At 72.1% G+C, this 25,815-nt stretch carries 17 protein-coding genes and 1 pseudogene; 14 read left to right on the top strand and 4 right to left on the bottom strand.

The genetic code is table 11. The features are described 5' to 3' along the window. Positions 1-14 precede the first annotated feature (14 nt). From AMIR_RS30545 to AMIR_RS30535, 3 genes are all read right to left on the bottom strand, one after another. Positions 15-4,295 (bottom strand): GH92 family glycosyl hydrolase, encoded by a 4,281-nt coding sequence (locus AMIR_RS30545; RefSeq protein WP_015804852.1) that lies wholly within the window; start codon positions 4,293-4,295, stop codon positions 15-17. Between the two features lie 448 nt (positions 4,296-4,743). After that, entirely contained in the window at positions 4,744-5,505 is a 762-nt protein-coding gene (locus AMIR_RS30540; protein WP_015804851.1) for a DUF305 domain-containing protein, read from the bottom strand. Between the two features lies 1 nt (position 5,506). Next, positions 5,507-6,376, bottom strand: a complete 870-nt coding sequence (locus AMIR_RS30535) for a thioredoxin-like domain-containing protein (RefSeq protein ID WP_015804850.1) — start codon at positions 6,374-6,376, stop codon at positions 5,507-5,509. A gap of 179 nt (positions 6,377-6,555) precedes the next feature. Between AMIR_RS30535 and argS the strand changes: the two genes are divergently transcribed. The 6 genes from argS to rho all read left to right on the top strand — a co-directional run bounded on the left by argS (position 6,556) and on the right by rho (position 15,376). Further along, positions 6,556-8,208: an arginine--tRNA ligase gene (argS, locus tag AMIR_RS30530; RefSeq protein WP_015804849.1), complete on the top strand. Its 1,653-nt coding sequence runs from the start codon at positions 6,556-6,558 to the stop codon at positions 8,206-8,208. Further along, positions 8,208-9,632, top strand: coding sequence for a diaminopimelate decarboxylase (gene lysA, locus AMIR_RS30525; protein ID WP_015804848.1), 1,425 nt, complete (start codon positions 8,208-8,210; stop codon positions 9,630-9,632). Before argS ends, lysA begins: the two co-directional genes overlap by 1 nt. A gap of 2 nt (positions 9,633-9,634) precedes the next feature. After that, complete coding sequence (locus tag AMIR_RS30520) at positions 9,635-10,948, top strand: homoserine dehydrogenase (RefSeq protein WP_015804847.1); 1,314 nt, start codon at positions 9,635-9,637, stop codon at positions 10,946-10,948. After that, complete coding sequence (thrC, locus tag AMIR_RS30515; RefSeq protein ID WP_015804846.1) at positions 10,945-12,021, top strand: threonine synthase; 1,077 nt, start codon at positions 10,945-10,947, stop codon at positions 12,019-12,021. The genes AMIR_RS30520 and thrC overlap by 4 nt, the downstream gene beginning before the upstream one ends. Then, positions 12,018-12,905 (top strand): homoserine kinase, encoded by an 888-nt coding sequence (gene thrB, locus AMIR_RS30510; protein ID WP_015804845.1) that lies wholly within the window; start codon positions 12,018-12,020, stop codon positions 12,903-12,905. The genes thrC and thrB overlap by 4 nt, the downstream gene beginning before the upstream one ends. Before the next feature lie 341 nt (positions 12,906-13,246). Then, complete coding sequence (gene rho, locus AMIR_RS30505; RefSeq protein ID WP_015804844.1) at positions 13,247-15,376, top strand: transcription termination factor Rho; 2,130 nt, start codon at positions 13,247-13,249, stop codon at positions 15,374-15,376. Positions 15,377-15,627: 251 nt separating this feature from the next. Here rho and AMIR_RS30500 read toward each other — a convergent pair whose 3' ends face one another. Next, positions 15,628-16,035, bottom strand: coding sequence for a hypothetical protein (locus AMIR_RS30500; protein ID WP_118948526.1), 408 nt, complete (start codon positions 16,033-16,035; stop codon positions 15,628-15,630). A 252-nt stretch (positions 16,036-16,287) separates the two neighbouring features. Between AMIR_RS30500 and rpmE the strand changes: the two genes are divergently transcribed. The 8 genes and pseudogenes from rpmE to AMIR_RS30460 all read left to right on the top strand — a co-directional run bounded on the left by rpmE (position 16,288) and on the right by AMIR_RS30460 (position 25,486). Continuing rightward, positions 16,288-16,500 carry a 50S ribosomal protein L31 gene (gene rpmE / locus AMIR_RS30495; RefSeq protein WP_015804842.1) on the top strand — a complete coding sequence of 71 codons (213 nt, stop codon included), beginning with the start codon at positions 16,288-16,290 and terminating at the stop codon, positions 16,498-16,500. An 82-nt stretch (positions 16,501-16,582) separates the two neighbouring features. After that, positions 16,583-17,647: a peptide chain release factor 1 gene (gene prfA / locus AMIR_RS30490; protein WP_015804841.1), complete on the top strand. Its 1,065-nt coding sequence runs from the start codon at positions 16,583-16,585 to the stop codon at positions 17,645-17,647. A gap of 317 nt (positions 17,648-17,964) precedes the next feature. After that, positions 17,965-18,477 (top strand): annotated as a pseudogene (locus tag AMIR_RS43325) (acyl-CoA thioesterase/BAAT N-terminal domain-containing protein); the annotation flags it as partial. 630 nt (positions 18,478-19,107) lie between these two features. Continuing rightward, the gene (locus AMIR_RS42390; protein WP_049797008.1) at positions 19,108-20,100 is read left to right on the top strand and encodes an acyl-CoA thioester hydrolase/BAAT C-terminal domain-containing protein; all 993 of its coding nucleotides are present in this window, start codon (positions 19,108-19,110) and stop codon (positions 20,098-20,100) included. A 360-nt stretch (positions 20,101-20,460) separates the two neighbouring features. Continuing rightward, positions 20,461-21,846, top strand: a complete 1,386-nt coding sequence (gene lpdA, locus AMIR_RS30475; RefSeq protein WP_015804839.1) for a dihydrolipoyl dehydrogenase — start codon at positions 20,461-20,463, stop codon at positions 21,844-21,846. 19 nt (positions 21,847-21,865) lie between these two features. Then, the gene (prmC, locus tag AMIR_RS30470; RefSeq protein ID WP_015804838.1) at positions 21,866-22,732 is read left to right on the top strand and encodes a peptide chain release factor N(5)-glutamine methyltransferase; all 867 of its coding nucleotides are present in this window, start codon (positions 21,866-21,868) and stop codon (positions 22,730-22,732) included. Positions 22,733-23,594: 862 nt separating this feature from the next. Then, positions 23,595-24,245, top strand: coding sequence for an L-threonylcarbamoyladenylate synthase (locus tag AMIR_RS30465; protein WP_015804837.1), 651 nt, complete (start codon positions 23,595-23,597; stop codon positions 24,243-24,245). A 71-nt stretch (positions 24,246-24,316) separates the two neighbouring features. Continuing rightward, positions 24,317-25,486, top strand: a complete 1,170-nt coding sequence (locus AMIR_RS30460; protein ID WP_015804836.1) for a glycosyltransferase family 4 protein — start codon at positions 24,317-24,319, stop codon at positions 25,484-25,486. Positions 25,487-25,815 lie beyond the last annotated feature (329 nt).

Raw genomic sequence — 25,815 nt, 5'->3', positions numbered from 1 at the left:
GGAAGAGCCAACGACTACAACCCCGTGCACTGCCCCGACTTCGGGCCCCGCACCTCGTTCGGCCAGCCGTGGTCCACCGGGGCCGGGTCGCCCGCCGTGCACGACAGGGGACCGCCCACGGCGTTGCCCGCCAGCAGCGTCCCGCCCCGGTTGCCCACCACGCTCACCGGCCCGGACACGCGCGCCAGCTCCAGCGAGACCTCGCCGGTCGTCCCGGTCACCGACACCGGACCGGCCACCTCGGTCTCCACCAGCACCACCGCCGACGCGCCCGCCGCCGACACCGGACCGCGCACCACCGAGTCGAACGAGTACAGCGCCGCGCCCGACCCGACCGTGACCGGCCCCGACACCACCGCGCCGGTCAGGCACACCGTCCCCGAACCGACCGTCAGCGGGCCCGCGTGCTCACCGGACACCACCCGGTCGCAGGTGGCGAACGGCTTCGCCAGCAGCTCGAACTCCGCCAGCGCGGCCGACCCCGACAGCTCCAGCCGGTAGTGCCGGTAGTGCCCCGGCCGCGCGATCTTGAACGCCCGCGTCTGCTTCCGGTCCACGAACTCCTGACCGGACCGCTCGTCCACCGCGACCCACGTCTTCCCGTCGTACGAGCCCTTCAGCACCCACGAACCGGGATCGGCGCCCGCCGCCCTTCCCGACGTCAGCGTGTAGAACTCCGCCTTCTCCCGCCGGTCCGGCGCCGCGACCTGCACCCACGACACCGCCGACTCGGTCGCCGACGTGTCGTCCACCAGCGGCCCCACCGGACCGGACGCGGTCGTCGACGCGGCCGTCACCACGTCCCGCAGCGGTGTCGGCACCGCCGGGCCCGTGGTCAGCGACGGCGGAGCGGCGTCCGCGCCGCTGGCCCACGTCGACGGCGCCGCGCCCATCTCGAAGTCCAGCACCGCCCCGTCCGCGAGCACCGAGTGCGGCAGGTGCGCCTTGTCCCACGCCTTCCCGTTGACCTTCAACGACTGCACGTAGACGTTCGACGCGCTGTTGCCCGGCGCGTTCACCACGAACTCGCGACCGCCGCCCAGGTCCACGGTGGCCTTGGTGAACAGCGGCGACCCCACCGCGTAGCTCGCGCTGCCCATCTGCAGCGGGTAGAACCCCAGCGCGCTGAACAGCCACCACGCCGACTGCTCGCCGTTGTCCTCGTCGCCGGGGTAGCCCTGGCCGATCTCGCTGCCCAGGTACAGCCGCGACAGGACCTCCCGCACCTTCTCCTGGGTCTTCCACGGCTGCCCGACGTAGTCGTACATGTAGGGGATGTGGTGCGAGGGCTGGTTGCTGTGCCCGTACTGCCCCATCCGCACGTCCCGCGCTTCGAGCATCTCGTGGATGACCCCGCCGTACGACCCGACCTTCGTGGCCGTCTCGGGCGTCGCGAAGAACTGGTCCAGCTTCTTCGCCAACCCCTCCTTGCCGCCGTGCAGGTTCGCGAGCCCCTGCCCGTCGTGCGGCACGGTGAACGCCATGTTCCAGCCGTTGGTCTCGGTGTAGTCGTGCCCCCACACCTCGGGGTCGTACTGCCCGGCGGGCAGCCGCCACGCGCCGTCCGGCTTGCGGCCCTGGAAGAACCCGACCGACGGGTCGAACATGTTCACGTAGTTCAGCGCGCGCTCGCGGAAGTACTCGTGCTGCTCCAGGTACTCCGCCTTGCCGGTCGACTCGTGCAGCGCCTTGGCCATGGTGGCGATGCCGTAGTCGTTGACGTAGCCCTCCAGCGCCCACGACATGCCCTCGCCGGTGGCGGTGGACGTGTAGCCCTTGAACACCGAGGTGTCGAGCCCCTTGCGGCCCACGCTCGCGTTCGGCGGGGTCACCGTCGCGTTCTTCACCGCCGCCGCGAACGCCGCCTCCGCGTCGAACCCGCCGACGCCCTTCAGGTACGCGTCCGCGAACGCCACGTCGGAGCTGGTGCCGGTCATCAGGTTCGCGTAGCCGGGGGAGGACCAGCGGGAGATCCAGCCGCCGTCCCGGTACTGCTCGACGAACCCGTCGACCATCTCACCGGCCTTCTCCGGCGTCAGCAGGCTGTACGCGGGCCAGGTGGTCCGGTAGGTGTCCCAGAACCCGTTGTTGACGTACACCTTCCCGTCGACGACCTGCGCGCCGGTCCGCGTCGGCGTGCTCGCCCCGCCCGCGCGCACCGGGCTCGCGTACTGGTGCCTCGGCTCGGCCGCCGTCCCGGTGTTCTCGAAGCCGGAGTTCGGGTACAGGTACAGCCGGTACAGGTTGGAGTACAGCGTGGTCAGCTGGTCCTGGCTCGCGCCTTCGACCTTGACCTTGCCGAGGATGTCGTCCCACGCGCCCTGCGCCCGGTCGCGCACCGACTCGAACGTGTCCGAAGTGGACACCTCCAGGTCCAGGTTCTTCCTGGCCTGCTCCACGCCCAGCAGCGAGGTCGCGATCCGCAGCGTCACGGTCTTCTCGGCGGAGGTGTCGAACCGCAGGTACCCGGCGACGTTGTCGCGCCCGGCCCCGGTGAGCTTCCCGCTGCCGGTGACCGGCCGGTCCACCTCCCCGTACACGAACAGCCGCGTCGCCCCCGCGGACAACCCGCTGCGCACGTCGGAGAACCCGCTCACCACGCCGTTCTCGGCGTCCAGCGTCAGCCCGCCCTCGTTGCTGACGTTGTCGAACACCAGGTTCGAGGCGTCGTCGACGAAGGTGAACCGGAACACCGCCGCGTGGTCGGTCGGCGCGATCTCGGTCCTCATGCCGTTCTCGAACGCCACGCCGTAGTAGTGCGCCTGCGCGATCTCGTTGGAGTGCTTGAACGGCAGCGAGCGCAGCGCCCGGTCGGCGGTGGGCGTCCCGGTGGTCGGCATGACCTGGAACGTCTGCCGGTCGCCCATCCACGGGCTCGGCTGGTGGCTGGCGGTGAACGCCTGCAGCGACGGCAGGTTCGTGGTGCGGCTGTTGGCCTTCGCGTACTCGTAGATCCAGCTCGTGGACCCCGCGTTCGTCATCGGGGACCAGAAGTTGAAGCCCTGCGGCACGGCGGTGGCCGGGAAGTTGTTGCCCCTGGAGAAGCCGCCGCTGGAGTTGGTGCCCCTGGTGGTGACCACCCAGTCGGACGGGCGGGCGTGCTCCACCACCTCGGGCGCGGTGTGCACGGCCACGTCGTCGACCCAGCCGTTGAACGCGGCCGGACCGGCCGGGTTGTCGTAGCCGACCAGGATGCGCTTGGCGGTCTTGCCCGCCGCGACCTGCCCGATCACCGACGCGACCCGGTTCCACTGGTTCGTGGACAGCGCCTTCGACTCGCCCTGGCCCCTCGGCGAGAGCTCGAACCCGTGCTGGTCGCGCGCGCCCAGCTCGCTCAGGTAGGTGCCGTCGGAGAACGCCACGTCCAGCGCCGCGTACGTGGACGGGTAGCGCAGGTCGCCCGCGCTGAACGACGGGAACAGCAGGTAGGACAGCTCGGTGGTCGCGGTGACCGGGAAGTCGACCTCGAACACCTTGTTGTACGAGTGGCCGCGCCCCTGGGCGGTGTGCGTGCCCTGGTAGCGCAGCGCCCGCGTGCCGGTGAACCCGGTGCGGGAGCGGGAGTTGTACGCCCCCGTGGCGCCCTCGCCGGTGGTGGTGCGCATGTGCTCGGCGGGCGGGGAGGTGGAGCCGTCGGAGAAGGTGACCTCGGCGAGCTGGAGCACGGCCTGGCCGCCCCGGTTCGCGGTGATGTCGATCCGGTAGTGCCGGTAGGCGGTGGTGTTGCCGGTCTCGTAGGTGACCGTGGTGTGCCGCCCGGCGAAGGTCTGCCCGGTGCGGGCGTCGAGCTCGGTCCAGGTCTCGCCGTCGTCGGACCCGCTGAGCTTCCAGTCCTTGGGGTCGCGCTCGGGGGCGTCGTTGGCCGAGGTGAGGGCGTAGTCCTCGACGGTCGCGGGCGCGTCGAAGGTGAACTCCAGCCAGCCGGTCGCGGTGAACGCCAGCCACTTGCTGCTGGGGCTCCCGTCGACCAGGTTCTCCTTCACCTCGTCCGACTCGGGGTACTCGGCGTTGGCCGCGACGGCGGTGACGCGGTCGGTGATGTTGCCGGGGATGCCGGTGGAGTCGTTGCCGTTGACGCCGCCCGTCCTCGGCTTCCCGTCCGGTCCGGTCTCCACGGTGCTCGCCCAGTCGGGGAGCGGTTGCCCCTCCTCGAAGGAGGTGGCGAAGACGGTCTCGCGCACGGGCGGCTCCTCGGGGGCGGCGGTGGCCTGCCCCCAGACTGGCACGCCCGCCAGCGCCACGGATATCGCCAGCGCACCCGCGAATGATCTCCGCCTGCCCCGCATGTGCCCCATTGCGCACGCCTTCCGCCAGGTCCGGACCTCGTGGGCCCCCATAGCGGGCAGAGAAGCGGGAGGCTGACATCGATGTCAAGATCGCTGCTGGATCCTGTCCGGAAGAATGTCCGGCCACTGCTCCGACCGGGGCTGATCGGCGCCGCGCGATCGGGTGATCACGACACGTGGTCGGTTCCGGCGATCGGGGGACCATTTGCGACCATTGTGTGGAATGTGATTACCGGGCTCGCCTAGGTGAAATTTTTTCAGCTATTTTTTCACCCAAAAGAAGTAGATGTGATCGCCACGGAAGTGTCATAGCGTTACCGGCACCTCCTCCTGGAGGAGCGCCGTCCGAGTGACGCACGACAGGGGAGCCGCAGCGGGGGGTTCGGGGGAGCTCAACCCCGTTGCGGATCGTGGCACGGGGCAGGTGCCGCGCCCGTCAACGCCTGCCCCGTGCGCCTCACTGGAGCGGGGCGGCGCCCCGGTCGGCCAGCAGGTGCTCCATGTACTCGGACTCGCCGGTCTGCGACCGCAGCATGTTGTCCGCCAGCGTCCGCACCGCGTCCTGCTCGGCGTGCTCGGCCCCGTAGGCCGCCATCGGCGCGCCGCCCTGGTGGTGGCGCAGCATCAGCTGGAGGAAGTACACGTCGAACTCGGTCCCGCCGAGCGAGCGCAGCTTCGCCAGCTCCTCGGACGTGGCCATGCCCGGCATGAGCCCGCTGCGCCCGGCGGACGCGCCGTCGGTCGCGACGGTCCCGTCGTGGTGCCCGGTCGCGCCCGGCTCCGACATCCACGCCATGTGCGTGCCGCCCGCGGGCTGCTCGGGCATCCTCCACAGCGTCAGCCAGCCCTTCATGCGGCCGACCTGCTCCAGCTGGGTCGAGCCGATGTCGAACGCCAGCTGCCGCACCGCGTCGTCCCCGGTGCGGTCCAGGGCGATGTTCGACATGGTCACGGCCTGCACGTGGTGCACCGCCATGTCCTGCGAGAAGCCCACGTCCACCGAGTCCCGGCCCGGCGTCGTGCCGGTGTCCGCGCCGGGCACCTTCACCAGCAGGCCGATCGCCGCGCCCAGCAGCAGCACGGCCACCACGGCCGCGCCGATCACCACGGCGCGCGCGGCGGTGGGGCGCCCGCCGCCCGCCCCCTCGTGCGAGGGGGTCGGGTCGGCGGGGTCGGTCAGCGGGTCGTCCGGATCGGGGACCCGTTCCACGTCGGCCACGTCAGCTGCCGGCGGGCGCGGACGACGCGGGCGCGGAGGCGCCGGTCGCGGGGGCCTCGGAACCGGCCGGGGTCGAGACCTGCGGGGCGGGCTGGCCGTCCTGCGGCATCTCGTCGGTGGCCTGCGTGCCGCCCTCCATCGGGACCGCGTCGGCGCCGGGCGCCTCGGCCACGAACGGCGGCGGGCTGTCCACGTTGAACGTGGCGGAGTCGCAGGTCGCGCCGATCTCCGGGTACGTGTACTGGTTCCGGCGCAGCGACTGGACGAACTGGTCGATCCGCTCGTCGTCCGCCGACTCCAGCTTCAGCTGGTGGCCCCAGGACTGGAGCGAGATCGGCTTGTCGAGGCCGGGGTACGGCGACATCATCGTGTAGGGCTGGTTGTCCACCTTGGCCTTCAGGGTGTCCAGCGCCTGGCCCGAGACCTGGTCCGGGTTGTACGCGATCCACACCGCGCCGTGCTCCAGGCCGTGCACCATGTTCTCGGTGCGCACCGCGCTGGAGTAGACCACGCCCGTGCAGTTGGCCCACACCGAGTCGTGCGGCCCGCCGAACGGGGGCGAGAAGTTGTACGCCACCCGCTGCGTCGCGTCGACGTGCTTGCCCGCCGCGTACTCCTGCTTGACCACGCCCTCGATCTGGTCGGACGGGTCCTTGTTCTCCTCGGTGGGGTTCCACTTGGCCAGTGCCGCGTCGCGCTGGTTCTTCTCGTCGATGCGCGTGTACGCGTAGCCGAAAACACCGCCCGCGAGTCCCAGCACGGCGATCACCGCGATGATGGTGCCCCACGGCTTGGGCTTGCTCGCCACCACCGAGGAACGCGCCGCCTGCACGCTGGAGCGCGCGGCCTTCGTCTTCTTGCCGCTGGTCATGTCCGCCTCAGGTCATCAGGGAATCGTCACACCCATACCGGAGGTCAGTTTAGGGACCAGGTGTCTGCTGGCCGTCAACCCTGAGTGACGCCCTTCGGGTGATCACAGTTGACGTTCCACGCCCTGGGACGGGAGAACCCGGTCGAGACCAGGGGCAACACTTCCCTAAACTTCACCGGGTGACTCCCGCTGCGCTCGCTGAACTGGTCCGTGCGACGGCCGTGGACGTGCTGTCCACGCGCGGTCTCGACCCCTCCGCCCTCCCGGCCGAGGTCACTATCGAGCGACCGCGCAACCCCGAGCACGGCGACTACGCCACCAACGTGGCCCTGCAGACCGCCAAGAAGGCGGGCACGAGCCCCCGCGAGTTCGCCACCTGGCTCGCCGAGGCCCTGACCAGCAACGACGCCCTCTCCGAGGTCACCGTCGCGGGCCCCGGCTTCCTGAACCTGCGGCTCGCCCCCGACGCGCAGGCCGCGATTGTGCGCGAAATCATCACTAAGGGTGAAGATTTCGGGCGCAGCGACCTGCTGGCCGGTCGGAGGATCAACCTGGAGTTCGTCTCCGCCAACCCCACCGGCCCGCTGCACCTGGGCGGCACCCGCTGGGCCGCCACCGGCGACGCGCTCGGCCGCGTGCTGGCCGCGAGCGGCGCGGACGTGACCCGCGAGTACTACTTCAACGACGCGGGCGCCCAGATCGACCGCTTCGTGCGCTCCCTCATCGCCGCCGCGAAGGGCGAGCCCGCCCCCGAGGACGGCTACGCGGGCAGCTACATCTCCGACATCGCCGCCGAGGTGCTGCGCCAGGAGCCCGACGCGCTGACGGCCGAGGACGGCCCCGAGGTGTTCCGGCGCATCGGCGTCAACCTCATGTTCGACGAGATCAAGCGGGACCTGCACGACTTCGGCACCGACTTCGACGTGTTCTTCCACGAGGACTCGCTGCACAAGTCCGGGGCCGTCACCACCGCCGTCGAGAAGCTCAAGGGCTCGGACAAGCTCTACTTCGAGAACGGCGCCTGGTGGCTGCGCTCCACCGAGTTCGGCGACGACAAGGACCGCGTCGTCATCAAGAGCGACGGCGCCCCCGCCTACATCGCGGGCGACATCGCCTACCTGGTGGACAAGCGCTCGCGCGGCTTCGACCTGTGCATCTACATGCTCGGCGCCGACCACCACGGCTACATCGGCCGCCTCAAGGCCGCCGCCGCCGCGCTGGGCGACGACCCGGACAGCGTCGAGGTCCTGATCGGCCAGATGGTCAACCTGGTCAGCGACGGCAAGCCGGTCCGGATGAGCAAGCGCGCGGGCAACATCATCAGCATGGAGGACCTGGTGGACGCCGTCGGCGTCGACGCGGCCCGGTTCGCGATGATCCGCGCCTCCGTCGACTCCTCCGTCGACATCGACCTCGACCTGCTGCGCAAGCGCTCCAGCGAGAACCCGGTCTACTACGTCCAGTACGCGCACTCGCGCATCTGCTCCGTGCTGCGCAACGCCGAGGCGCTCAAGGTCGAGGCCAACGACTCGCTCCAGCTGCTGGACAGCGAGGCCGAGGGCACCCTGATCCGCGCGCTCGGCGAGTTCCCGCGCGTGGTCAAGGCCGCCGCCGAGCTGCGCGAGCCGCACCGGGTCGCCACCTACCTGCACTCCCTCGCGGGCGACCTGCACCGCTGGTACGACCACAAGCCCGCGCTGCGCATCCTCCCGCGCGGCGACGAGGAGCCCACCGAGCTGCACGGCGCCCGCCTGCGGCTGTGCCAGGCCACCCAGCGGGTCTTCGCCAACGGCCTCGCCCTGCTGGGCGTGACCGCACCGGAGCGGATGTGATGCGCGCCCACCCCGCCGGACCCCGGCACGCCGACGTCATCGCCCAGTCCAGCACGGCCGGGCGGCCCCCGGCCTCCGGCTCCGAGCTGGACGCCCTGCCCGAGCGGGTCTGGCCCCGCAACGCCGAGCGCCGCGCCGACGGCGTCGTCACCCTCGGCGGCGTCGACGTGCGCGCGCTCGCCGAGGAGCACGGCACCCCGCTGTTCGTCATGGACGAGGCCGACTTCCGGTCCCGCTGCGCCGAGCACGCCGCCGCCTTCGGCGACCCGTCCCTGGTGCACTACGCCTCCAAGGCGTTCCTGTCCGTCGCGGTGGCCCGCTGGGTCGCCGAGGAGGGCCTGAGCATCGACGTGTGCAGCGGCGGCGAGCTGGCCATCGCGCTGCGCGCCGAGTTCCCGCCCGAGCGGATCGCGCTGCACGGCAACAACAAGTCGGTCGCCGAGCTGGCGGCGGCGGTGGACGCGGGCGTCGGCGTGGTCGTGCTGGACTCGTTCCAGGAGATCGCCAGGCTCGACCAGGTCGCCCGCGAGCGCGGCCGGGTCCAGCAGGTCATGATCCGCGTCACGGTCGGCGTCGAGGCGCACACCCACGAGTTCATCGCCACCGCGCACGAGGACCAGAAGTTCGGGTTCTCGCTCTCCTCCGGCGACGCCGCCGAGGCCGCCCGCCGGGTGGTCAAGGCCGAGGGCCTGAGCCTGGTCGGCCTGCACAGCCACATCGGCTCGCAGATCTTCGACGCCAGCGGCTTCGAGGTCGCCGCGCGCCGCGTGGTGTCCCTGCTCGCCGAGCTGCGCGTCGAGCACGGCCCGGCCCTGCTGGACGAGCTGACCACGCTCGACCTGGGCGGCGGCCTCGGCATCGCCTACACCGCCGACGACGACCCGCCGCCGCCCGCCGTGCTGGCCGCCCAGCTGCGCGACATCGTCGCCCAGGAGTGCGGGCGCGCCGGGCTGCCCGTGCCGAAGCTCGCGGTCGAACCCGGACGGGCGATCGTGGGCCCCGGAACGGTGACGCTCTACGAGGTCGGCACCATCAAGGACGTCCAGCTCGACGCCGGCGCGACCCGCCGCTACGTCAGCGTCGACGGCGGCATGAGCGACAACATCCGCACCGCCCTCTACGACGCGGTGTACGACTGCCGCCTGGTCTCCCGCGCCGCCGAGGAGGGCAGCGAGGCCGTCCTGTGCCGCGTGGTGGGCAAGCACTGCGAGGCGGGCGACGTCGTCGTCCGCGACTGCTGGCTGCCCGCCGACCTGGCCCCCGGCGACCTGGTGGCGGTGGCGGCCACCGGCGCCTACTGCTATTCGATGGCCAGCGGCTACAACCGGCTGCCCCGGCCCGCGCTGGCCGCGGTCGACGGTGGCCGCTCCCGGCTGCTGCTGCGCCGGGAGACCGAGGAAGACCTGTTCCGCCTGGAGGTTTAGACGTGCCTGGCCAGAAAAACCCCGACGGCAAGCCGATCAGGGTCGCCCTTCTGGGTTGCGGCACCGTCGGCACCGAGGTCGCGCGGCTGCTCACCGAGCAGGCCGCCGACCTCACCGCCAGGGTCGGCGCCCCGGTGGAGCTCGTCGGCATCGCCGTCCGCAAGCCCAACAAGCACCGCGAGGTGCCCTCGGAGCTGCTCACGACCGACGCCGAGGCGCTCGTCGCCTCCGACGTCGACGTGGTCGTGGAGGTCATCGGCGGCATCGAGCCCGCCAGGAGCCTGCTGCTGGGCGCGCTGAACGCGGGCAAGTCCGTGGTCACCGCGAACAAGGCGCTGCTGGCCGAGCACTCCGGCGAGCTGTTCGCCGCCGCCGACGCCTCCGGGGCCGACCTCTACTTCGAGGCCGCCGTCGCGGGCGCCATCCCGCTGCTGCGCCCGCTGCGCGAGTCCCTCGCGGGCGACCGCATCACCCGCGTGATGGGCATCGTCAACGGCACCACGAACTTCATCCTCTCGGGGATGGACGCCACCGGTGCGGGTTACAACGAGACGCTGGAGGAGGCGTCCCGGCTCGGGTACGCCGAGGCCGACCCGACCGCCGACGTCGACGGCTTCGACGCCGCGTCCAAGGCCGCGATCCTGGCCTCGCTGGCGTTCCACAGCCGGGTGACCGCCGCCGACGTGCACCGCGAGGGCATCTCGGCGGTCAGCGCCGCCGACATCGCCGCCGCCAAGGGCCTGGGCCGCACCGTGAAGCTCCTCGCGATCTGCGAGCGGGTCAGCCACGGCGACGAGGAGTCCGTCTCCGTCCGCGTGCACCCGGCGATGATCCCGCGCAGCCACCCGCTGGCCAGCGTGGGCGGCGCGTTCAACGCGGTGTTCGTCGAGGCCGACGCGGCGGGCGAGATGATGTTCTACGGCCAGGGCGCCGGTGGCGCGCCGACCGCGAGCGCCGTCCTCGGCGACCTGGTCGCGGTGGCCCGCAACCGGGTGGCGGGCGGCCACGGCCCCCGCGAGTCCGCGTACGCGGCGCTGCCCGCGCGCCCGATGGGGCAGACGCCCACCAGGTACCACATCAGCCTCGACGTCGAGGACAAGCCGGGCGTGCTGGCGCAGGTCGCGGCCGTGTTCGCCGAGCACGGGGTGAGCATCGCCGCCGTGCGGCAGGAGGGCCGCGTCGCCGACGCGAGCCTGGTCATCGTCACGCACGCCGCGACCGACGCGGCGCTGCGGTCCACCGTGGACAAGGTCGGCGGCCTGCCGATCGTCCGCGACGTGGTGAGCGTCATGCGCGTGGAAGGTGGGGAGTCATGACGACCGGAGCGGGCGTGCGACCGGGGTGGCCCGGCATCATCCACGCCTACTCGGAGCGCATCCCGCTCCCCGAGGGCGCGCGCGTGGTCACGCTGCACGAGGGCGGCACGCCGCTGGTGCGCTCGGAGCACCTGTCCGAGCTCACCGGGTGCGAGGTGCACGTCAAGGTCGAGGGCGCGAACCCGACCGGGTCCTTCAAGGACCGGGGCATGACCGTGGCGATGACGCACGCGCTGGCCAGCGGCATCAAGGCGGTGATCTGCGCGTCCACCGGCAACACCTCGGCCAGCGCCGCCGCCTACGCCGCCAAGGCCGGGCTCACCGCCGCCGTGCTCGTGCCCCGCGGCAAGATCGCGCTCGGCAAGCTCGCGCAGGCCGTGTCGCACGGCGCGCGCATCCTGCAGGTCGACGGCAACTTCGACGACTGCCTCGAACTGGCCCGCAAGACCTCCGCCGAGTACCCGGTCACCCTGGTCAACTCGGTGAACCCGGTCCGGCTGGTCGGCCAGAAGACGGCGGCGTGGGAGGTGTGCGACGTGCTCGGGCGCGCCCCGGACGTGCACTGCCTTCCGGTCGGCAACGCGGGCAACATCACCGCCTACTGGCGCGGGTACCGCGACTACGCCGAGGACGGCGTGACCACGTCGACCCCGCGCATGTTCGGCTTCCAGGCCGCCGGGGCCGCGCCGCTGGTGCACGGCGCGCCGGTGGCGAACCCGGAGACGATCGCGACGGCCATCCGGGTGGGCAGCCCCGCCTCGTGGAACGGCGCGGTCGCGGCCAAGGAGGAGTCGGGGGGCCTGTTCGAGGCGGTCACCGACGAGAAGATCCTGGCCGCCTACCGCGAGCTGGCCAGGCACGACGGCATCTTCGTCGAGCCCGCCTCGGCGACCAGCATCGCCGGCCTGCTGGCCACGGCGGCCGACGGCAGGCTGCCGCGCGGGTCGCTGGTGGTCTGCACGGTCACCGGGCACGGCCTCAAGGACCCCGACACGGCCCTGCGGGACGTGGAGGAGGTCGAGCCGCTGCAGGTCGACCCCGGCGCCGTGGCGCGCGCGCTGGAGCTGGCGTGAGCGACCTGGTCGGCACGGGGGTCCGGGTCTCCGTTCCCGCGTCCACCGCGAACCTCGGCTCCGGCTTCGACGCGCTCGGCCTCGCGCTGGGCCTGCGCGACGAGGTGGACTTCACGATCACCGCCAGCGGGCTGTCGATCACCGTGGAGGGCGCGTTCACCGACGTGCCCACCGACGAGGGCCACCTGGTCGTGCAAGCCTTCCGCAAGGCGTGCGAGCTGCACCGGATCTCGGTGCCGGGACTGGCGCTGACCTGCCGGAACAGCATCCCGCACAGCCGGGGGCTCGGCTCGTCCGCCGCCGCCGTCGCGGCCGGGGTCGCGGCGGCGTCCGCGCTGGCCGGGCGGGAGCCGGACGCGTCCGCGCTCCAGCTCGCCGCCGAGTTCGAGGGGCACGCCGACAACGTCGCGGCGTGCCTGTTCGGCGGGGTGGCGATCGCCTGGTCGGACGCCGGGGGCTACCGCGCGGTGCGGGTCGACCCGCACCCGGACCTGTCCCCGGTGGTGCTGATCCCGTCGCAGGAGTCGTCCACGAAGACCACCAGGGGGCTGCTGCCCGCGCGGGTCCCGCACTCCGACGCGGCCCACGCGGCCGGTCGGTCGGCGCTGGCCGTGCACGGGCTCACCCGCGACCCGGCCGTGCTGCTGGACGCCCTGCGCGACCGGTTGCACGAGCCCTACCGGGAACCGGCCTGGCCCGCGACCTCGCGGCTCGTGGCGGAGCTTCGGGAAGCCGGTGTCCCGGCGGCGGTCTCCGGGGCCGGTCCGACGGTGTTCGCGCTGCCCGAGGGCGGGGTCCTGCCCGCTGAGATCGACATCACCGGTTTCCAGGCGCTGGCGGTCCCGGTCGACGTCGACGGCGTGCGGGTTGCGCCACTCGGCTGAGGGCGCGCCACGCCGGACCCCCGGTTGTTGCACCGCGCAGTGGCGGCGTCTACCCTCGGGGCCATCAGTCACCGCGCGCACGGGCGCCGGTGTGGTGCCCGGAGAAGTCTCTCCGGATCGCATTCCTCCAGTGACTTGGTCCCGCGCCGAACGTGCGGGATCGCCGCTGGAAGGCACCCCGCTCGCCGTGTGACCGAGATTGCCGTCTCGTGTCGGTGGTCTTTGTCGCTTCACGCGCTTGAGATCCGCCTGCACCGGGATGGGACTGCCGGCCCGCGACTCGTCGGACGGCAGGTCCGCTGGACCGCGTAGGAGGCGCGGTCCGGTCAGGAAGGACATGTGTGAGCAACACCGATGTGCTGAGCAGCGATTCCGCTGCTCCCAACGCCGCTGCCAGTTCCGGAGCCGAGGAGAACGCTCTGTCCACCCCTACGAACGGCGGCGCCCCGGCGCGCAAGCGCGCGGGACTCTCCGGCATGGTGCTGGCCGAACTGCGTGAACTCGCAGGTCAGCTCGGCATCGACAGCACGGCCAAGCTCCGCAAGGGCGACCTCATCGCGGCCATCAAGGAGCGGCAGGGCGGCACCTCCGGTCGGGGCAGTGCCGCGACGCCGCCGAAGGCCGAGAAGCCGAAGGCCGAGAAGGCCACCGCGAAGCCCGCCGAGGCGCCTGCCCCCGCCGCCGAGAAGGCGGTCGAGAAGCCGACCCAGCAGCAGCTCGACGTCCCCGAGCGCGCGGGGGAGGAGGAGACCGGGCGTCGCGGCAACCGCCGTCGCCGGTCCGCCAACCGCCCCGCGGGCAGCCCCGAGGCGCCCGTCGCCGCTGCTGCCCCCGCCGCTCCCGCGCAGGTCGAGGCCCCGCAGCAGGCGGAGCAGCGGCCCGAGCGCGTCGAGCGTGCCGAGCGCTCCGACCGGGGTGACCGGGGCGAGCGCTCCGAGCGCCAGGGCCGGGAGCGGGGCGAGCGCTCCGACCGGGGTGACCGCTCCGACCGCGGCGAGCGCGCTGAGCGTTCCGACCGCGGTGAGCGTTCCGACCGCGGTGAGCGTTCGGACCGCGGTGAGCGTTCGGACCGCGGTGAGCGTTCGGACCGTGGTGAGCGCGGCGACCGCTCCGAGCGGGGCGAGCGCGGCGACCGGAACCGCGACCGTGACCGCGACCGCGGCGAGCGGGGCGACCGCAACCGCGACCGCGACCGCCAGAGCAACAACGTGCCCGAGGACGACGGCGACGACGAGGGCGGCCGTCGCGGTCGCCGCTTCCGGGACCGCCGCCGCCGTGGCGGCCGGGGCGAGGGCGCAGGCGTGGGCACCGACACCGAGGTGCGCGACGACGACGTCCTGCTGCCCGTCGCGGGCATCCTGGACGTGCTGGAGAACTACGCCTTCGTGCGCACCTCCGGCTACCTCGCGGGCCCGAACGACGTCTACGTGTCGCTCTCGCTGGTGCGCAAGCACGGCCTGCGGCGCGGTGACGCCATCATCGGCGCCGTCCGCCAGCCGCGCGACGGCGAGCAGCAGCGGCAGAAGTTCAACCCGCTGGTGCGCGTCGACAAGATCAACGGGTTGGACCCGGAGGAGTCGCGCAACCGCCCCGACTTCACCAAGCTGACCCCGCTCTACCCGAACGAGCGACTGCGCCTCGAGACCGAGCCGCACATCCTCACCACGCGCGTCATCGACCTGGTGATGCCGATCGGCAAGGGCCAGCGCGCCCTCGTCGTGTCGCCGCCCAAGGCGGGCAAGACCTCGGTGCTCCAGTCGATCGCCAACGCGATCACGACGAACAACCCCGAGTGCCACCTGATGGTGGTCCTCGTGGACGAGCGCCCCGAAGAGGTCACCGACATGCAGCGGTCGGTGAAGGGCGAGGTCATCGCCTCCACCTTCGACCGCCCGCCGTCGGACCACACCACGATCTCGGAGCTGGCCATCGAGCGGGCCAAGCGCCTGGTCGAGATGGGTCACGACGTGGTCGTGCTGCTCGACTCCATCACCCGCCTCGGCCGCGCCTACAACCTGGCGGCCCCGGCGTCCGGGCGAATCCTGTCCGGTGGTGTCGACTCGACGGCGCTGTACCCGCCGAAGCGCTTCCTCGGCGCCGCCCGCAACATCGAGGGCGGCGGCTCGCTGACCGTGATCGCCACCGCGCTGGTGGAGACCGGGTCGGCCGGTGACAGCGTGATCTTCGAGGAGTTCAAGGGCACCGGCAACGCCGAGCTCAAGCTCGACCGCAAGATCGCCGACAAGCGGACCTTCCCGGCGGTGGACGTGGACTCGTCCGGCACCCGCAAGGAGGACCTGCTGCTGTCCCCGGACGAGCTGGCGGTCATGCACAAGCTGCGCCGGGTGCTGCACGCGCTCGACGGCCAGCAGGCGATCGACCTGCTGCTCGACCGGCTGCGCAAGACGCGCACCAACATCGAGTTCCTGATGCAGGTCGCGAAGACCACGCCGGGCGCGGACAACGACTGACCCCGCGCCAGGCTCGACGGCCCCGCCCCGGTTCCTCCGGGGCGGGGCCGTCGTGGTTCTGCGGAAGGGCCACACCGCGTGAGCTGCGGCGCGGGGTTGGGGTGCGGCGGTTCGTGGTCTCGCACTGCTGCGCAGCGCGGGGGCCGTCGTGGTTCTGCGGAAGGGCCACACCGCGTGAGCTGCGGCGCGGGGTTGGGGTGCGGCGGTTCGTGGTCTCGCACTGCTGCGCAGCGCGGGGGCCGTCGTGGTTCTTACCGGTCCTGCGCGTTCGCGCGGCGGTCGGCGAGCAGCGCGGCCGTGCGGCGGCGCTCCAGGTAGACCTCGATCACGAGCAGCACCACCGCGGGCAGCCCCAGCCCCAGCGCGGCCCACACCGGCACCTCGACGCCGTCCAGCGCGATCCCGGCGCCCAGCACCGCCACCAGGAACGGCCAGCGCAGCCACACCCGCTGCCACCGCGCCGTCCACACCACCGTGCCGCTGGCCGCCGCCGTGACGGCCGTGGCGGCGCCGAGCAGGGCGCTGGACAGGGCGACGTCACCGGGCAGGCCGAGCACGAGCCCCGCGAGCGCGCTCAGGCCCAGCACGGCCCCGGCGAACACGAACGGGACCGCCAGCCACGTGGTCAGCGCCAGGGGGCGACCGAACGAACTGAGCACGTGACCCAGTGTGCTGGTCCGGGCGGCGCGCCGGTACCCCGCGCGGACCACCTCCGGGGGCGCAGCGCCCAGTGGTCGGCGGCCGTCGGTGAGCGGCGGCCGTGACGAGCGCCACGGGAACACCCGAGGAGGTGGACGCGTTGCACCGGGCAGCAGTGGATCTGGCAGACTGTCAGGTCGAGTCCGGCTCCGGTTCACCCCGGCTACCAGCGCGGGGACCCGGCGGCCTCACGAGAAGAACAGGACGAGACGTTGAAGACTGGCATTCACCCGGAGTACGTGAAGACCGAGGTCACCTGTGGCTGCGGCAACACCTTCACGACCCACAGCACCAAGACTTCCGGCGCCATCCACGTCGAGGTCTGCTCCAACTGCCACCCGTTCTACACGGGCAAGCAGAAGATCCTCGACACCGGTGGCCGGGTCGCGCGCTTCGAGGCCCGCTACGGCAAGCGCGCCAAGTAGCTGCTCCGACGGCGCCCACCCAGTCTCCACTGGGTGGGCGCCGTCGTCGTTTCCACCCACGCCGAGAGCCCAGGAGCCGCACGTGACCGCCCCGCTGGACGCACTGATCGCCGAGCACGGCGAGCTGGAGACCAAGCTCGCCGACCCCTCGGTGCACGCCGACCAGGCGGGAGCGCGCAAGCTCGGCAAGCGCTACGCCGAGCTGACCCCGATCGTGCGCGCCGCCCGCGAGCTGGAGCAGACGCGCAACGACCTGGGGGCGGCGCGCGAGCTGGCCGGGGAGGACCCGGCGTTCGCCGAGGAGGCGGACGAGCTGTCCGCGCGGATCCCGCAGCTGGAGGAGCGGCTCACCGAGCTGCTGCTGCCGCGCGACCCGCACGACTCGTCCGACGTGGTGATGGAGATCAAGTCCGGGGAGGGCGGCGAGGAGTCGGCGCTGTTCGCAGGCGACCTGCTGCGGATGTACCTGAGGTACGCGGAGCGGCAGGGGTGGAAGGCCGAGGTGCTCGACGGGACGGACTCGGACCTCGGCGGGTTCAAGGACGTGACGGTCGCGATCAAGTCGCGCGGGGACGGGCCGGACGGGGTGTGGTCGCGGCTCAAGTACGAGGGCGGCGTGCACCGGGTGCAGCGGGTGCCGGTGACCGAGTCGCAGGGGCGCATCCACACGTCGGCGGCCGGGGTGCTGGTGATCCCGGAGACCGAGGACGTGGCGTCGATCGAGATCGACGACAAGGACCTGCGGGTCGACGTGTTCCGGTCGTCCGGCAAGGGCGGGCAGAGCGTCAACACGACGGACTCGGCGGTGCGGATCACGCACCTGCCGACGGGGATCGTGGTGTCGTGCCAGAACGAGCGGTCGCAGCTGCAGAACAAGGCACGGGCGATGCAGGTGCTCCAGGCGCGGTTGCAGGCGCTGGCGGAGGAGAAGGCGCAGCAGGAGGCCTCGGACGCCCGGCGGACGCAGGTGCGGACGGTGGACCGGTCGGAGCGGGTGCGGACGTACAACTTCCCCGAGTCGCGGATCTCGGACCACCGGGTGGGGTACAAGGCGCACAACCTGGACGCGGTGCTGGACGGGGAGCTGGACGCGGTGCTGGACGCCCTGTCGGCGGCGGACCGGGCGGAGCGGCTGGCCGGGGGCTGAGCCTGCTCGCCTTGCTGGGCCGCTGGGCCGCTGGGCCGCTGGGCTGCTGTGCTGTGCTGCGGCGAGCCGGGCTTGACCTGCGCTGACCTGCTCTGACCTGCGTGGATAGTCACTTGATCGAGTGAACCGCCTTCCCGTTCGAACATCTGTTCGATAACGTGGGAGGTGGTTCAGCGCTGGGCTGAACCTCCCGTCGACCGTGCTGGTCCTTCCCGCCTCCGGAGCGGTCGGGACCCGCTTTTGCGGAGGTGCTTGGTTTGGTGCGGTGAGATCCTGGCGACTGTTCCTGGTGTGACTTCCGTCCACCTGGACGGGTGATGCCGGCGAGGGGGAGGGCACTGATGGCCAAGGATTCCCACCAGAGGTCCCACAGGTCTCAGAAGTCCCACAAGTCACAGAGGGCGCAGAAGTCACAGGAGGCCCAGAGGCAAGCGCAGGGGCAAGCGCAGGGGCAGGCACAGGAGCAGACGCAGGGACAGGCGCTGGGAGAGGCGCAGCGGGAGACGCAGAAGCAGGCGGAGCAGAAGCAGGCAGAGCAGAAGCAGGCGGAGCAGAAGCAGGGCGCGCGGCAGCCGGAGAACTCGCCCGGTCGTCTCGAACTCGTCGTGGAGCCGCTGAGGGCCCCGGTGGACCACGAGGTGTCGATCACCGTTCGCGGCGCGCGCGCCGGGGCGGAGGTGACGCTGCGGCTGTCCGCGGACGGCCACGAGTCGGAGGCGGTCTTCCTGGCCGACGAGCGCGGCGTGGTCGACGCGACCAGGCACGCTCCGGTGTCGGGCTCGTACGCGGGCGTGGACCCGATGGGCCTGTTCTGGTCGGCCCGCCCCACGGGCGAGCAGCCGGGCACCTCGGGCAAGGCAGTGCTGACCGCGACCGCCACCCCGGCCAGCAGCGCTCCAGCCGATAGCGTTTCGGAAGGCGCTCCAGCCGGAAGCGTTCCAGCCAGCAGCGCTGCGGGAGGCGCTCCGGTGGGAAGCGGTCCTGCCGGGTCTTCCGCGGCTGCCTCCACGGCGGCTGTGTCCACGTCGGTCGAGTCGGGCACGGCCGACCAGGCACTGGGCGGCTTGGGCGCAGCTGGAGCCGACTCGGACACCGCTGCGGCTGACTCCGGCACCTCTGCGCTGTCCGCCAAGCCTCTTGCCGCGTCCGCAGGCGTGTCCGCGCTGGCCAGGAAGGCTCTGTCGAACACCTCGCACCAGGTAGAGGCGGGTGATGCTCCTTCCTCCGACGCTGCTTCCTCTTCTGCAGGCACCAGTGCCTCCACCGGCGCCGGCGCTTCTACCGATGCCTCCGCCGATGCCTCCGCGGACGCTTCCACCGATGCTTCTGCCGATGCCTTCGCGGCCAACGGCTCCACTGCCGCTGTTCCCGCTGCCGATGCCTCCACTCCTGGTGTTTCCGGCGCTGCCAGCGCTGTCGGTGCTCCTGCTGCCGGTGCTCCTGCTGCCGGGTCTGCGCACGTGTCCGGGGCGTCGGCGGTTGTCGAGGTCGAGCTGGAGCGGTTGTCCGTGCCTGACGGGGTGCGGCGTGTGGAGTTCGCGGGTGGGGTGCTGTTCGAGCCCGAGGGTGGGGGTTCGGGTGCTGCTGCTGCCGGGGTGATCGTGCTCGGTGGCAGCGAGGGCGGTCTGCGCGAGTTGGACGCCGCGCTGCTCGCCGGGCACGGGTTCGCCGTGTTGGCGCTGCCGTACTTCGGCGCGCCCGGTGTGCCCGAGAACCTGGTGGACGTGCCGCTGGAGCACGTCGGCGGCGCGGTGGACGCCCTGGCCGAGCGGGTTGGTGGGCCCGTGGGGCTGGTGGGCGGGTCGCGGGGTGGGGAGTTGGCGCTGTTGGCGGCGTCCGTCCTCCCCTCGGTGCGGGCCGTGGTCAGCGTGGTCGGGAGCGGGGTCGTGACGCAGTGCGTCGGGGCTGGCAAGCGGTTGCTGGAGATCCTCGAGGTGGACGCGGCGGCGTGGACCTGGAAGGGGCAGCCGGTGCCCTACCTGCCCCACGTCGTGAGTCCGGGGATGCGCGCGGCGATCGTGGACGGTGAGCCGGTCGTGCTGGCCGAGGCGTTCGACCTGGGCGACGGTTTTCCGGAGGACGTCGAGATCCCGGTGGAGCGCATCGCCGGACCGGTGCTCCTGGTCTCCGGTGACCGGGACGCCAGCTGGCCGAGTGCTGACCTGAGCGAGGTGGCGCACCGCAGGCTCGAGGCCAACGACCACCCGCACCCCCACGAGCACGTCGTCCACCCCGGAGCGGGCCACCTGCTCGCAGGTCCCCCGAACCGCCCCCAGCCGGACAACGTCGTGGACGGCCCCGGAGTCCGCTTCGAGATGGGCGGCGACCGCGCCACCACGGCTCGAGCCAAGGCCGACACCTGGAACCGCACCACCACCTTCCTCAAGACCCACCTCAAGACCCGCCCCAAGAGCCAACTCAAGACCCAGGGCAGCCCCGACCGCACGGCCTGACCCGCGACAAGGGGTGACCGGACACGCGGTCTACCCGCCACGCGGTCTGATCGGCCTGCGCACTGCCGCCCCCAGCGCCCGATGTCGATGCCGGTACAGGCATCGGCATCGGGCTGGAGCCAGCTGTCCGGCCCGCCCTCCACACCAGCCGTTGCCCAAAGTGGGCGTGTCCTGTCCACCGATCACGCGCAGCTACCGATCGGCCCGCCAAACCACCCCGCCTCACCCGACCTCACCCACCCCGCCCCCACCCCAGCGACACCCGTACCGGCCACTCCCGTCACCAGGTGTGTGCGGGGCCACCCCCGTCGCACCCCTGACCCGGCGAACGCCCACCGTCACCGCACTAATCTGTGCGGCATGAGCGCACACTTTGACGTCGTGGTCCTCGGTGCTGGGCCCGGCGGGTACGTCGCCGCCATCCGCGCGGCTCAGCTGGGGCTGAAGACCGCGGTCGTCGAGGAGAAGTACTGGGGCGGGGTGTGCCTCAACGTCGGGTGCATCCCCTCCAAGGCGCTCCTGCGCAACGCCGAGCTCGCCCACCTGTTCACGCACGAGCAGAAGACCTTCGGCATCCAGGTCGACGGCACGGTCACGTTCGACTACGGCGCCGCCTTCCAGCGCAGCCGCAAGGTCGCGGACGGGCGCGTCAAGGGCGTGCACTTCCTCATGAAGAAGAACGGCATCACCGAGTACAACGGTCGGGGCACGTTCACCGACGCCAACACCATCGAGGTCAACGGCGAGTCGATCACCTTCTCGCACGCGATCATCGCCGCGGGCGCCAGCACCCGCCTGCTGCCGGGCACCGAGCTGTCCGAACGCGTCGTGACCTACGAGGAGCAGATCCTCACCGAGGACCTCCCCGAGAGCATCGTCATCGCCGGCGCGGGTGCGATCGGCGTCGAGTTCGGCTACGTGCTGCACAACTACGGCGTCAAGGTCACCATCGTCGAGTTCCTCGACCGGATGGTGCCGCTGGAGGACGTCGAGGTGTCCACCGAGCTGGCCAAGCGCTACAAGCGCATGGGCGTCGACGTGCGCACCGGCACCCGCGTCGAGTCCATCGACGACTCCGGCGCGAAGGTCCGCGTCACCGTCTCCAAGGACGGCAAGGAGGAGGTCCTGGAGGCCGACAAGGTCCTGCAGGCCATCGGCTTCCAGCCGCGCGTCGAGGGCTACGGCCTGGAGTCGACCGGCGTGGCGCTGACCGAGCGCGGCGCGATCGCCGTCGACGAGCGCGGTCGCACCAACGTGCCGCACATCTACGCCATCGGCGACGTCACCGCGAAGCTCATGCTCGCGCACGCCGCCGAGTCCATGGGCATCATCGCGGCCGAGACCATCGCGGGCGCGGAGACCATGGAGCTGGACTTCCCGATGATCCCGCGCGCGACGTTCTGCCAGCCGCAGATCGCCAGCTTCGGCTGGACCGAGGCGCAGGCCCGCGAGAAGGGCTTCGACGTCCAGGTCGCCAAGTTCCCGTTCACCGCGAACGGCAAGGCGCACGGCATCGGCGACTACAGCGGCTTCGTGAAGCTGATCAGCGATGGCGAGCACGGCGAGCTGCTCGGCGCCCACATGATCGGACCGGACGTCACCGAGCTGCTGCCCGAGCTGACCCTGGCCCAGCAGTGGGACCTGACCGTGCACGAGGTGGCGCGCAACGTCCACGCCCACCCGACGCTGAGCGAGGCCGTGAAGGAAGCGGTGCACGGCCTGGCCGGGCACATGATCAACTTCTGACGGGCCTACAGTTCCGAGCATGAACCGACACCCGCTGCGGCCCGCGCTGATCGAGGCCGAGCGCCTGCTGGCCGCGGCGGGTGTCGACAGCCCTCGCACCGACGCGCACCTGCTCGCCGCGCACCTGCTGGGCGTGCCGCCGGGCAAGCTCGTGCTCACGCCCATGGTCGAACCGCGCGTGCTGGACGAGCTGGGCGCGCTGGTGGCGAAGCGGGCCACCCGCGTCCCGCTCCAGCACCTGACCGGCGAGGCGCACCTGTGGGGCGTCGACCTCGCGGTCGGGCCCGGCGTGTTCATCCCGCGCCCGGAGACCGAGCTGCTGGTGGAGTGGGCGCTGAACGCCGTGCGCGGCGCCGCTCGGCCCGTCGTGGTGGACCTGTGCACGGGGTCCGGCGCGCTGGCGCTGAGCATCGCGCACCACCGGCCGGACGCGGTCGTGCACGCGGTGGAGAAGGACCCGACCGCCCTGTCCTGGGCCCGCCGCAACGCGGACGCCCGCAGCGCGGCGGGCGACACCCCGATCCGGCTGCACCACGGCGACGTGACCGCGCCGGGCGTCCTGTCCGACCTGGACGGCGCGGTGGACCTGGTGGTGTGCAACCCGCCGTACGTGCCGGACGCCACCGAGGTCCAGCCGGAGGTCGCCGACCACGACCCGCGCGCGGCGGTGTTCGGCGGCGCGGACGGGCTCGACGTGATCCGCCACGTGGTGACCCTGGCGGCCCGCCTGCTCAAGCCCGGCGGCCACGTGGCCATCGAGCACGACGACACCCACGGCGAGGCCGTGCCCGCCCTCCTGGCCACCCGCAAGGTCCTCGCCGACGCCACCCCGCACCGCGACCTGGCAGGCCGCCCCCGCTTCGCGACCGCCCGCAGGACCGGCTGAGCGCCCACCGGACTTGCTGAGCGCCCACCGGACTGGACACGGGCACCTGCTGAACCGGCTTGGGGGCGCACGCTGAACTTGAGGCCCGCCGGAATGCTTGACCGCCAGCCGCCAGCCGCCAGCCGCCAGCCGCCAGCCGCCAGCCGCCAGCCGCCAGCGACTGGACCCGCGTCCGCTGAATCGCCTGCCCGCCGGACCTCTGCCGCGAGTCCGCCCCACGACCGCGCGTCCAGCTCCCCACGACCGCGAGTCCACCCCGCAACGCGCGTCGCCTCCGGTGGTTCATGCGCGCCGTGCATGGGGAAGAACCCCGGCCCCGCGTCGAATCGGGCCCGGACCGGGTGCTGATCCACGTCCCCGCGCAGGGGAAAGCGCTTGCGTGGAGCAGTTCGGCGGCCAGGCCCGGTCGTGGTCACCCGTCGGGCGGATGAATCCCCCTGCGGGGGTCGCATGTTCTCCATCCGCTACCGGCATCCGCTGGATGAGGGTCATGCGCCCGGTGCATGGAATCGCCTGCCGTGCGCGGACCGTGCGCTGGTCGGGGGTCCACCGTGGAGCCGGGCGGCCCCGGACCCGCCCGCCGAGCCCTCATCCGGTCATGCACCGGGCGGATGGTGATCCGGCCGGTGCATGAGCCCCCGCCTCGCGCCCCCCGCCTCGCGCCTCGCGCCTCGCGCCTCGCCCCGCGAGCCCCACCCCGTGCCCCCGACCCGGTCGACCACCCACCCCCGCCCCCACTCCCCGTCACCACCGCCGTTCCCCGCGTCCCGCCACCCCTACCCACCTGCGTGGTAGGACGACATTTCGGGTGGGGGCGGAGGCTGGCGGCCGTCACTCCACGCGCTGTGCCAGGATTCCTCGGGTGAGTACGGTCTACGACTGCCGAGTTCAGGACGACCGGGTGGCGGGTCTCGCCGCCGCCGCCGGAGCGGTCCGCTCGGGCAGGCTCGTCGTCCTCCCCACCGACACCGTCTACGGCATCGGCTGCGACGCTTTCGACGCTGCCGCCGTGCGGTCGCTGCTCGCCGCGAAGGGGCGCGGGCCCGACATGCCCGTCCCGGTGCTCGTCGGCTCCTGGACCACGATCGACGGCCTCGTGCTGTCGGTGCCGCGCCAGGCCCGCTCGCTGATCGAGGCGTTCTGGCCAGGCGGGCTGTCGCTGGTCCTGCACCACGCGCCCTCGCTGGCCTGGGACCTCGGGCAGACCAGGGGGACCGTGATGCTGCGGATGCCGCTGCACCCCGTCGCGCTCGAACTCCTGCGCGACGTGGGCCCGATGGCCGTCTCCAGCGCGAACAAGTCCGGCTTCCCGCCCGCCTCCAGCGCCGCCCAGGCGCGCGAGCAGCTGGGCGAGGACGTGCAGGTCTACCTCGACGGCGGTCCCTCCGGCGAGAACGTGGCCTCCACGATCGTCGACCTCACCGGGACGGACCCGCTGGTGCTGCGCGAGGGCGCGGTGCCGGTGGCCGACATCGCCTCGGTGCTGGGCGTCGAAGTCGAGGTCGCGCGCTAGTGGATCTCCAGCAGCCGAGTAGCGTGGTGGGTCCAGTGTCCGAACCGGAATCCCCGAGGGGATAGCCTCCCGTGGGCCAGTTGCCTGCCGCGTCCAACGTCCTCCCGGTCCGGGAGTACCTGCTCGTCGCGCTCACCGCCGCAGTGGTGACTTTCCTCCTCGTCGGCCTGGTCCGCGCGCTCGCGTTCCGGATCGGCGCGGTCGCCCACCCCCGAACACGCGACGTCCACGTCAAGCCGATGCCCCGCATGGGCGGCCTGGCCATGTACGGCGGCGTGCTCGGCGGGATGATGCTCGCCCACCAGCTGCCGGTGCTGCGCTCAGCCTTCGACTTCTCCTACGACCCCTACGCCGTCGTCCTCGGCGGCGGCATCATCGTGCTGGTCGGCATAGTCGACGACCGGTTCGAGCTCGACTCGCTCACCAAGCTCGCCGGCCAGGTCACGGCCGCAGGCGTGCTCGTCCTCTACGGCCTCCAGTGGTTCGTGTTCTGGGTGCCGTGGGGCGACGACGGCTCCGGCACCGGCTCGCTGCTGGTGCTCGACCAGAACCAGGGCGCGCTGCTGAGCGTGCTGCTCGCCGTCACGATGATCAACGCGATGAACTTCGTGGACGGCCTCGACGGCCTCGCCGCGGGCATCGGGCTGATCGCCGCCGCGGCGACCTGCGCGTTCTCCATCGGTGGTGTCCTCGCCAACAACGAGGGCGACGTCGGCGCCTACCCGCCCGCGCTGATCGCGGCGTGCCTGGCGGGCGCGTGCCTGGGCTTCCTGCCGCACAACTTCAACCCGGCCCGGATCTTCATGGGCGACTCGGGGTCGATGCTGATCGGCCTGATGCTCGCCGCCGCGACCACCTCGGCGTCCGGCAAGCTCAACTACGAGTCGCTCAACGCCAGCGACGTGCTCGGCCTGATGTCGCCCCTGCTGGTCGTCGCCGCGGTGCTGTTCGTGCCGCTGCTGGACCTGCTGATGGCGATCGTCCGGCGCACCCGCAAGGGGCAGAGCCCGTTCTCGGCGGACAAGATGCACCTGCACCACCGGCTGCTCCAGATCGGCCACTCGCAGCGCCGCGCCGTCCTGCTGATCTACCTGTGGGCCGGGCTGCTGGCGTTCGGCGCGGTCTCGCTGACCGTGTTCGACACCGGCGTGGTCGCCTGGTGCTTCCTGATCGGACTGCTGCTCGCGTTCTTCATCTCGGCGGTCCCGAGACTCCGCGAGTCGCGCAAGAACCGAGCGTGACGGTGGGACGCCCGAACGGGCGTCCCACCGTTCCACTTTTCGGGAAGAATTCGGACATGGGTGACGCGTGAACACCCCGCGCGACAAGATCAACCATCGGGTCGCGGGGTCGGGACCGCCCCGCCGCCCGCCACCACCCCGCCCCTGAGCAGCCGGTACCGCCCCGGTCCGCTCGGTGGCGGGGTTTTCCGCATTACCGGCGCATTACCCGGCGGGGCCGCGCGCATTACCCTGTGAAAACCCTGTCGGATCGCGCCGGGACCATTTCCGGGAAACACACCTTCGGGTAGCCTCGACCACGCGCCGAACCGCGGCGAACAATGTCCGAG

This window comes from Actinosynnema mirum DSM 43827 (genome assembly GCF_000023245.1).
Classification (GTDB): domain Bacteria; phylum Actinomycetota; class Actinomycetes; order Mycobacteriales; family Pseudonocardiaceae; genus Actinosynnema; species Actinosynnema mirum.
This window is presented reverse-complemented; position numbering and strand designations above follow the sequence as displayed.

Excerpts from the sequence above, each read along its gene's own strand:
- AMIR_RS30545 (WP_015804852.1), bottom strand. The coding sequence starts at position 4,295 with ATGGGGCACATGCGGGGCAGGCGGAGATCATTCGCGGGTGCGCTGGCG.
- AMIR_RS30535 (WP_015804850.1), bottom strand. The coding sequence starts at position 6,376 with ATGACCAGCGGCAAGAAGACGAAGGCCGCGCGCTCCAGCGTGCAGGCG.
- lysA (WP_015804848.1), top strand. The coding sequence starts at position 8,208 with ATGCGCGCCCACCCCGCCGGACCCCGGCACGCCGACGTCATCGCCCAG.
- thrC (WP_015804846.1), top strand. The coding sequence starts at position 10,945 with ATGACGACCGGAGCGGGCGTGCGACCGGGGTGGCCCGGCATCATCCAC.
- lpdA (WP_015804839.1), top strand. The coding sequence starts at position 20,461 with ATGAGCGCACACTTTGACGTCGTGGTCCTCGGTGCTGGGCCCGGCGGG.
- prmC (WP_015804838.1), top strand. The coding sequence starts at position 21,866 with ATGAACCGACACCCGCTGCGGCCCGCGCTGATCGAGGCCGAGCGCCTG.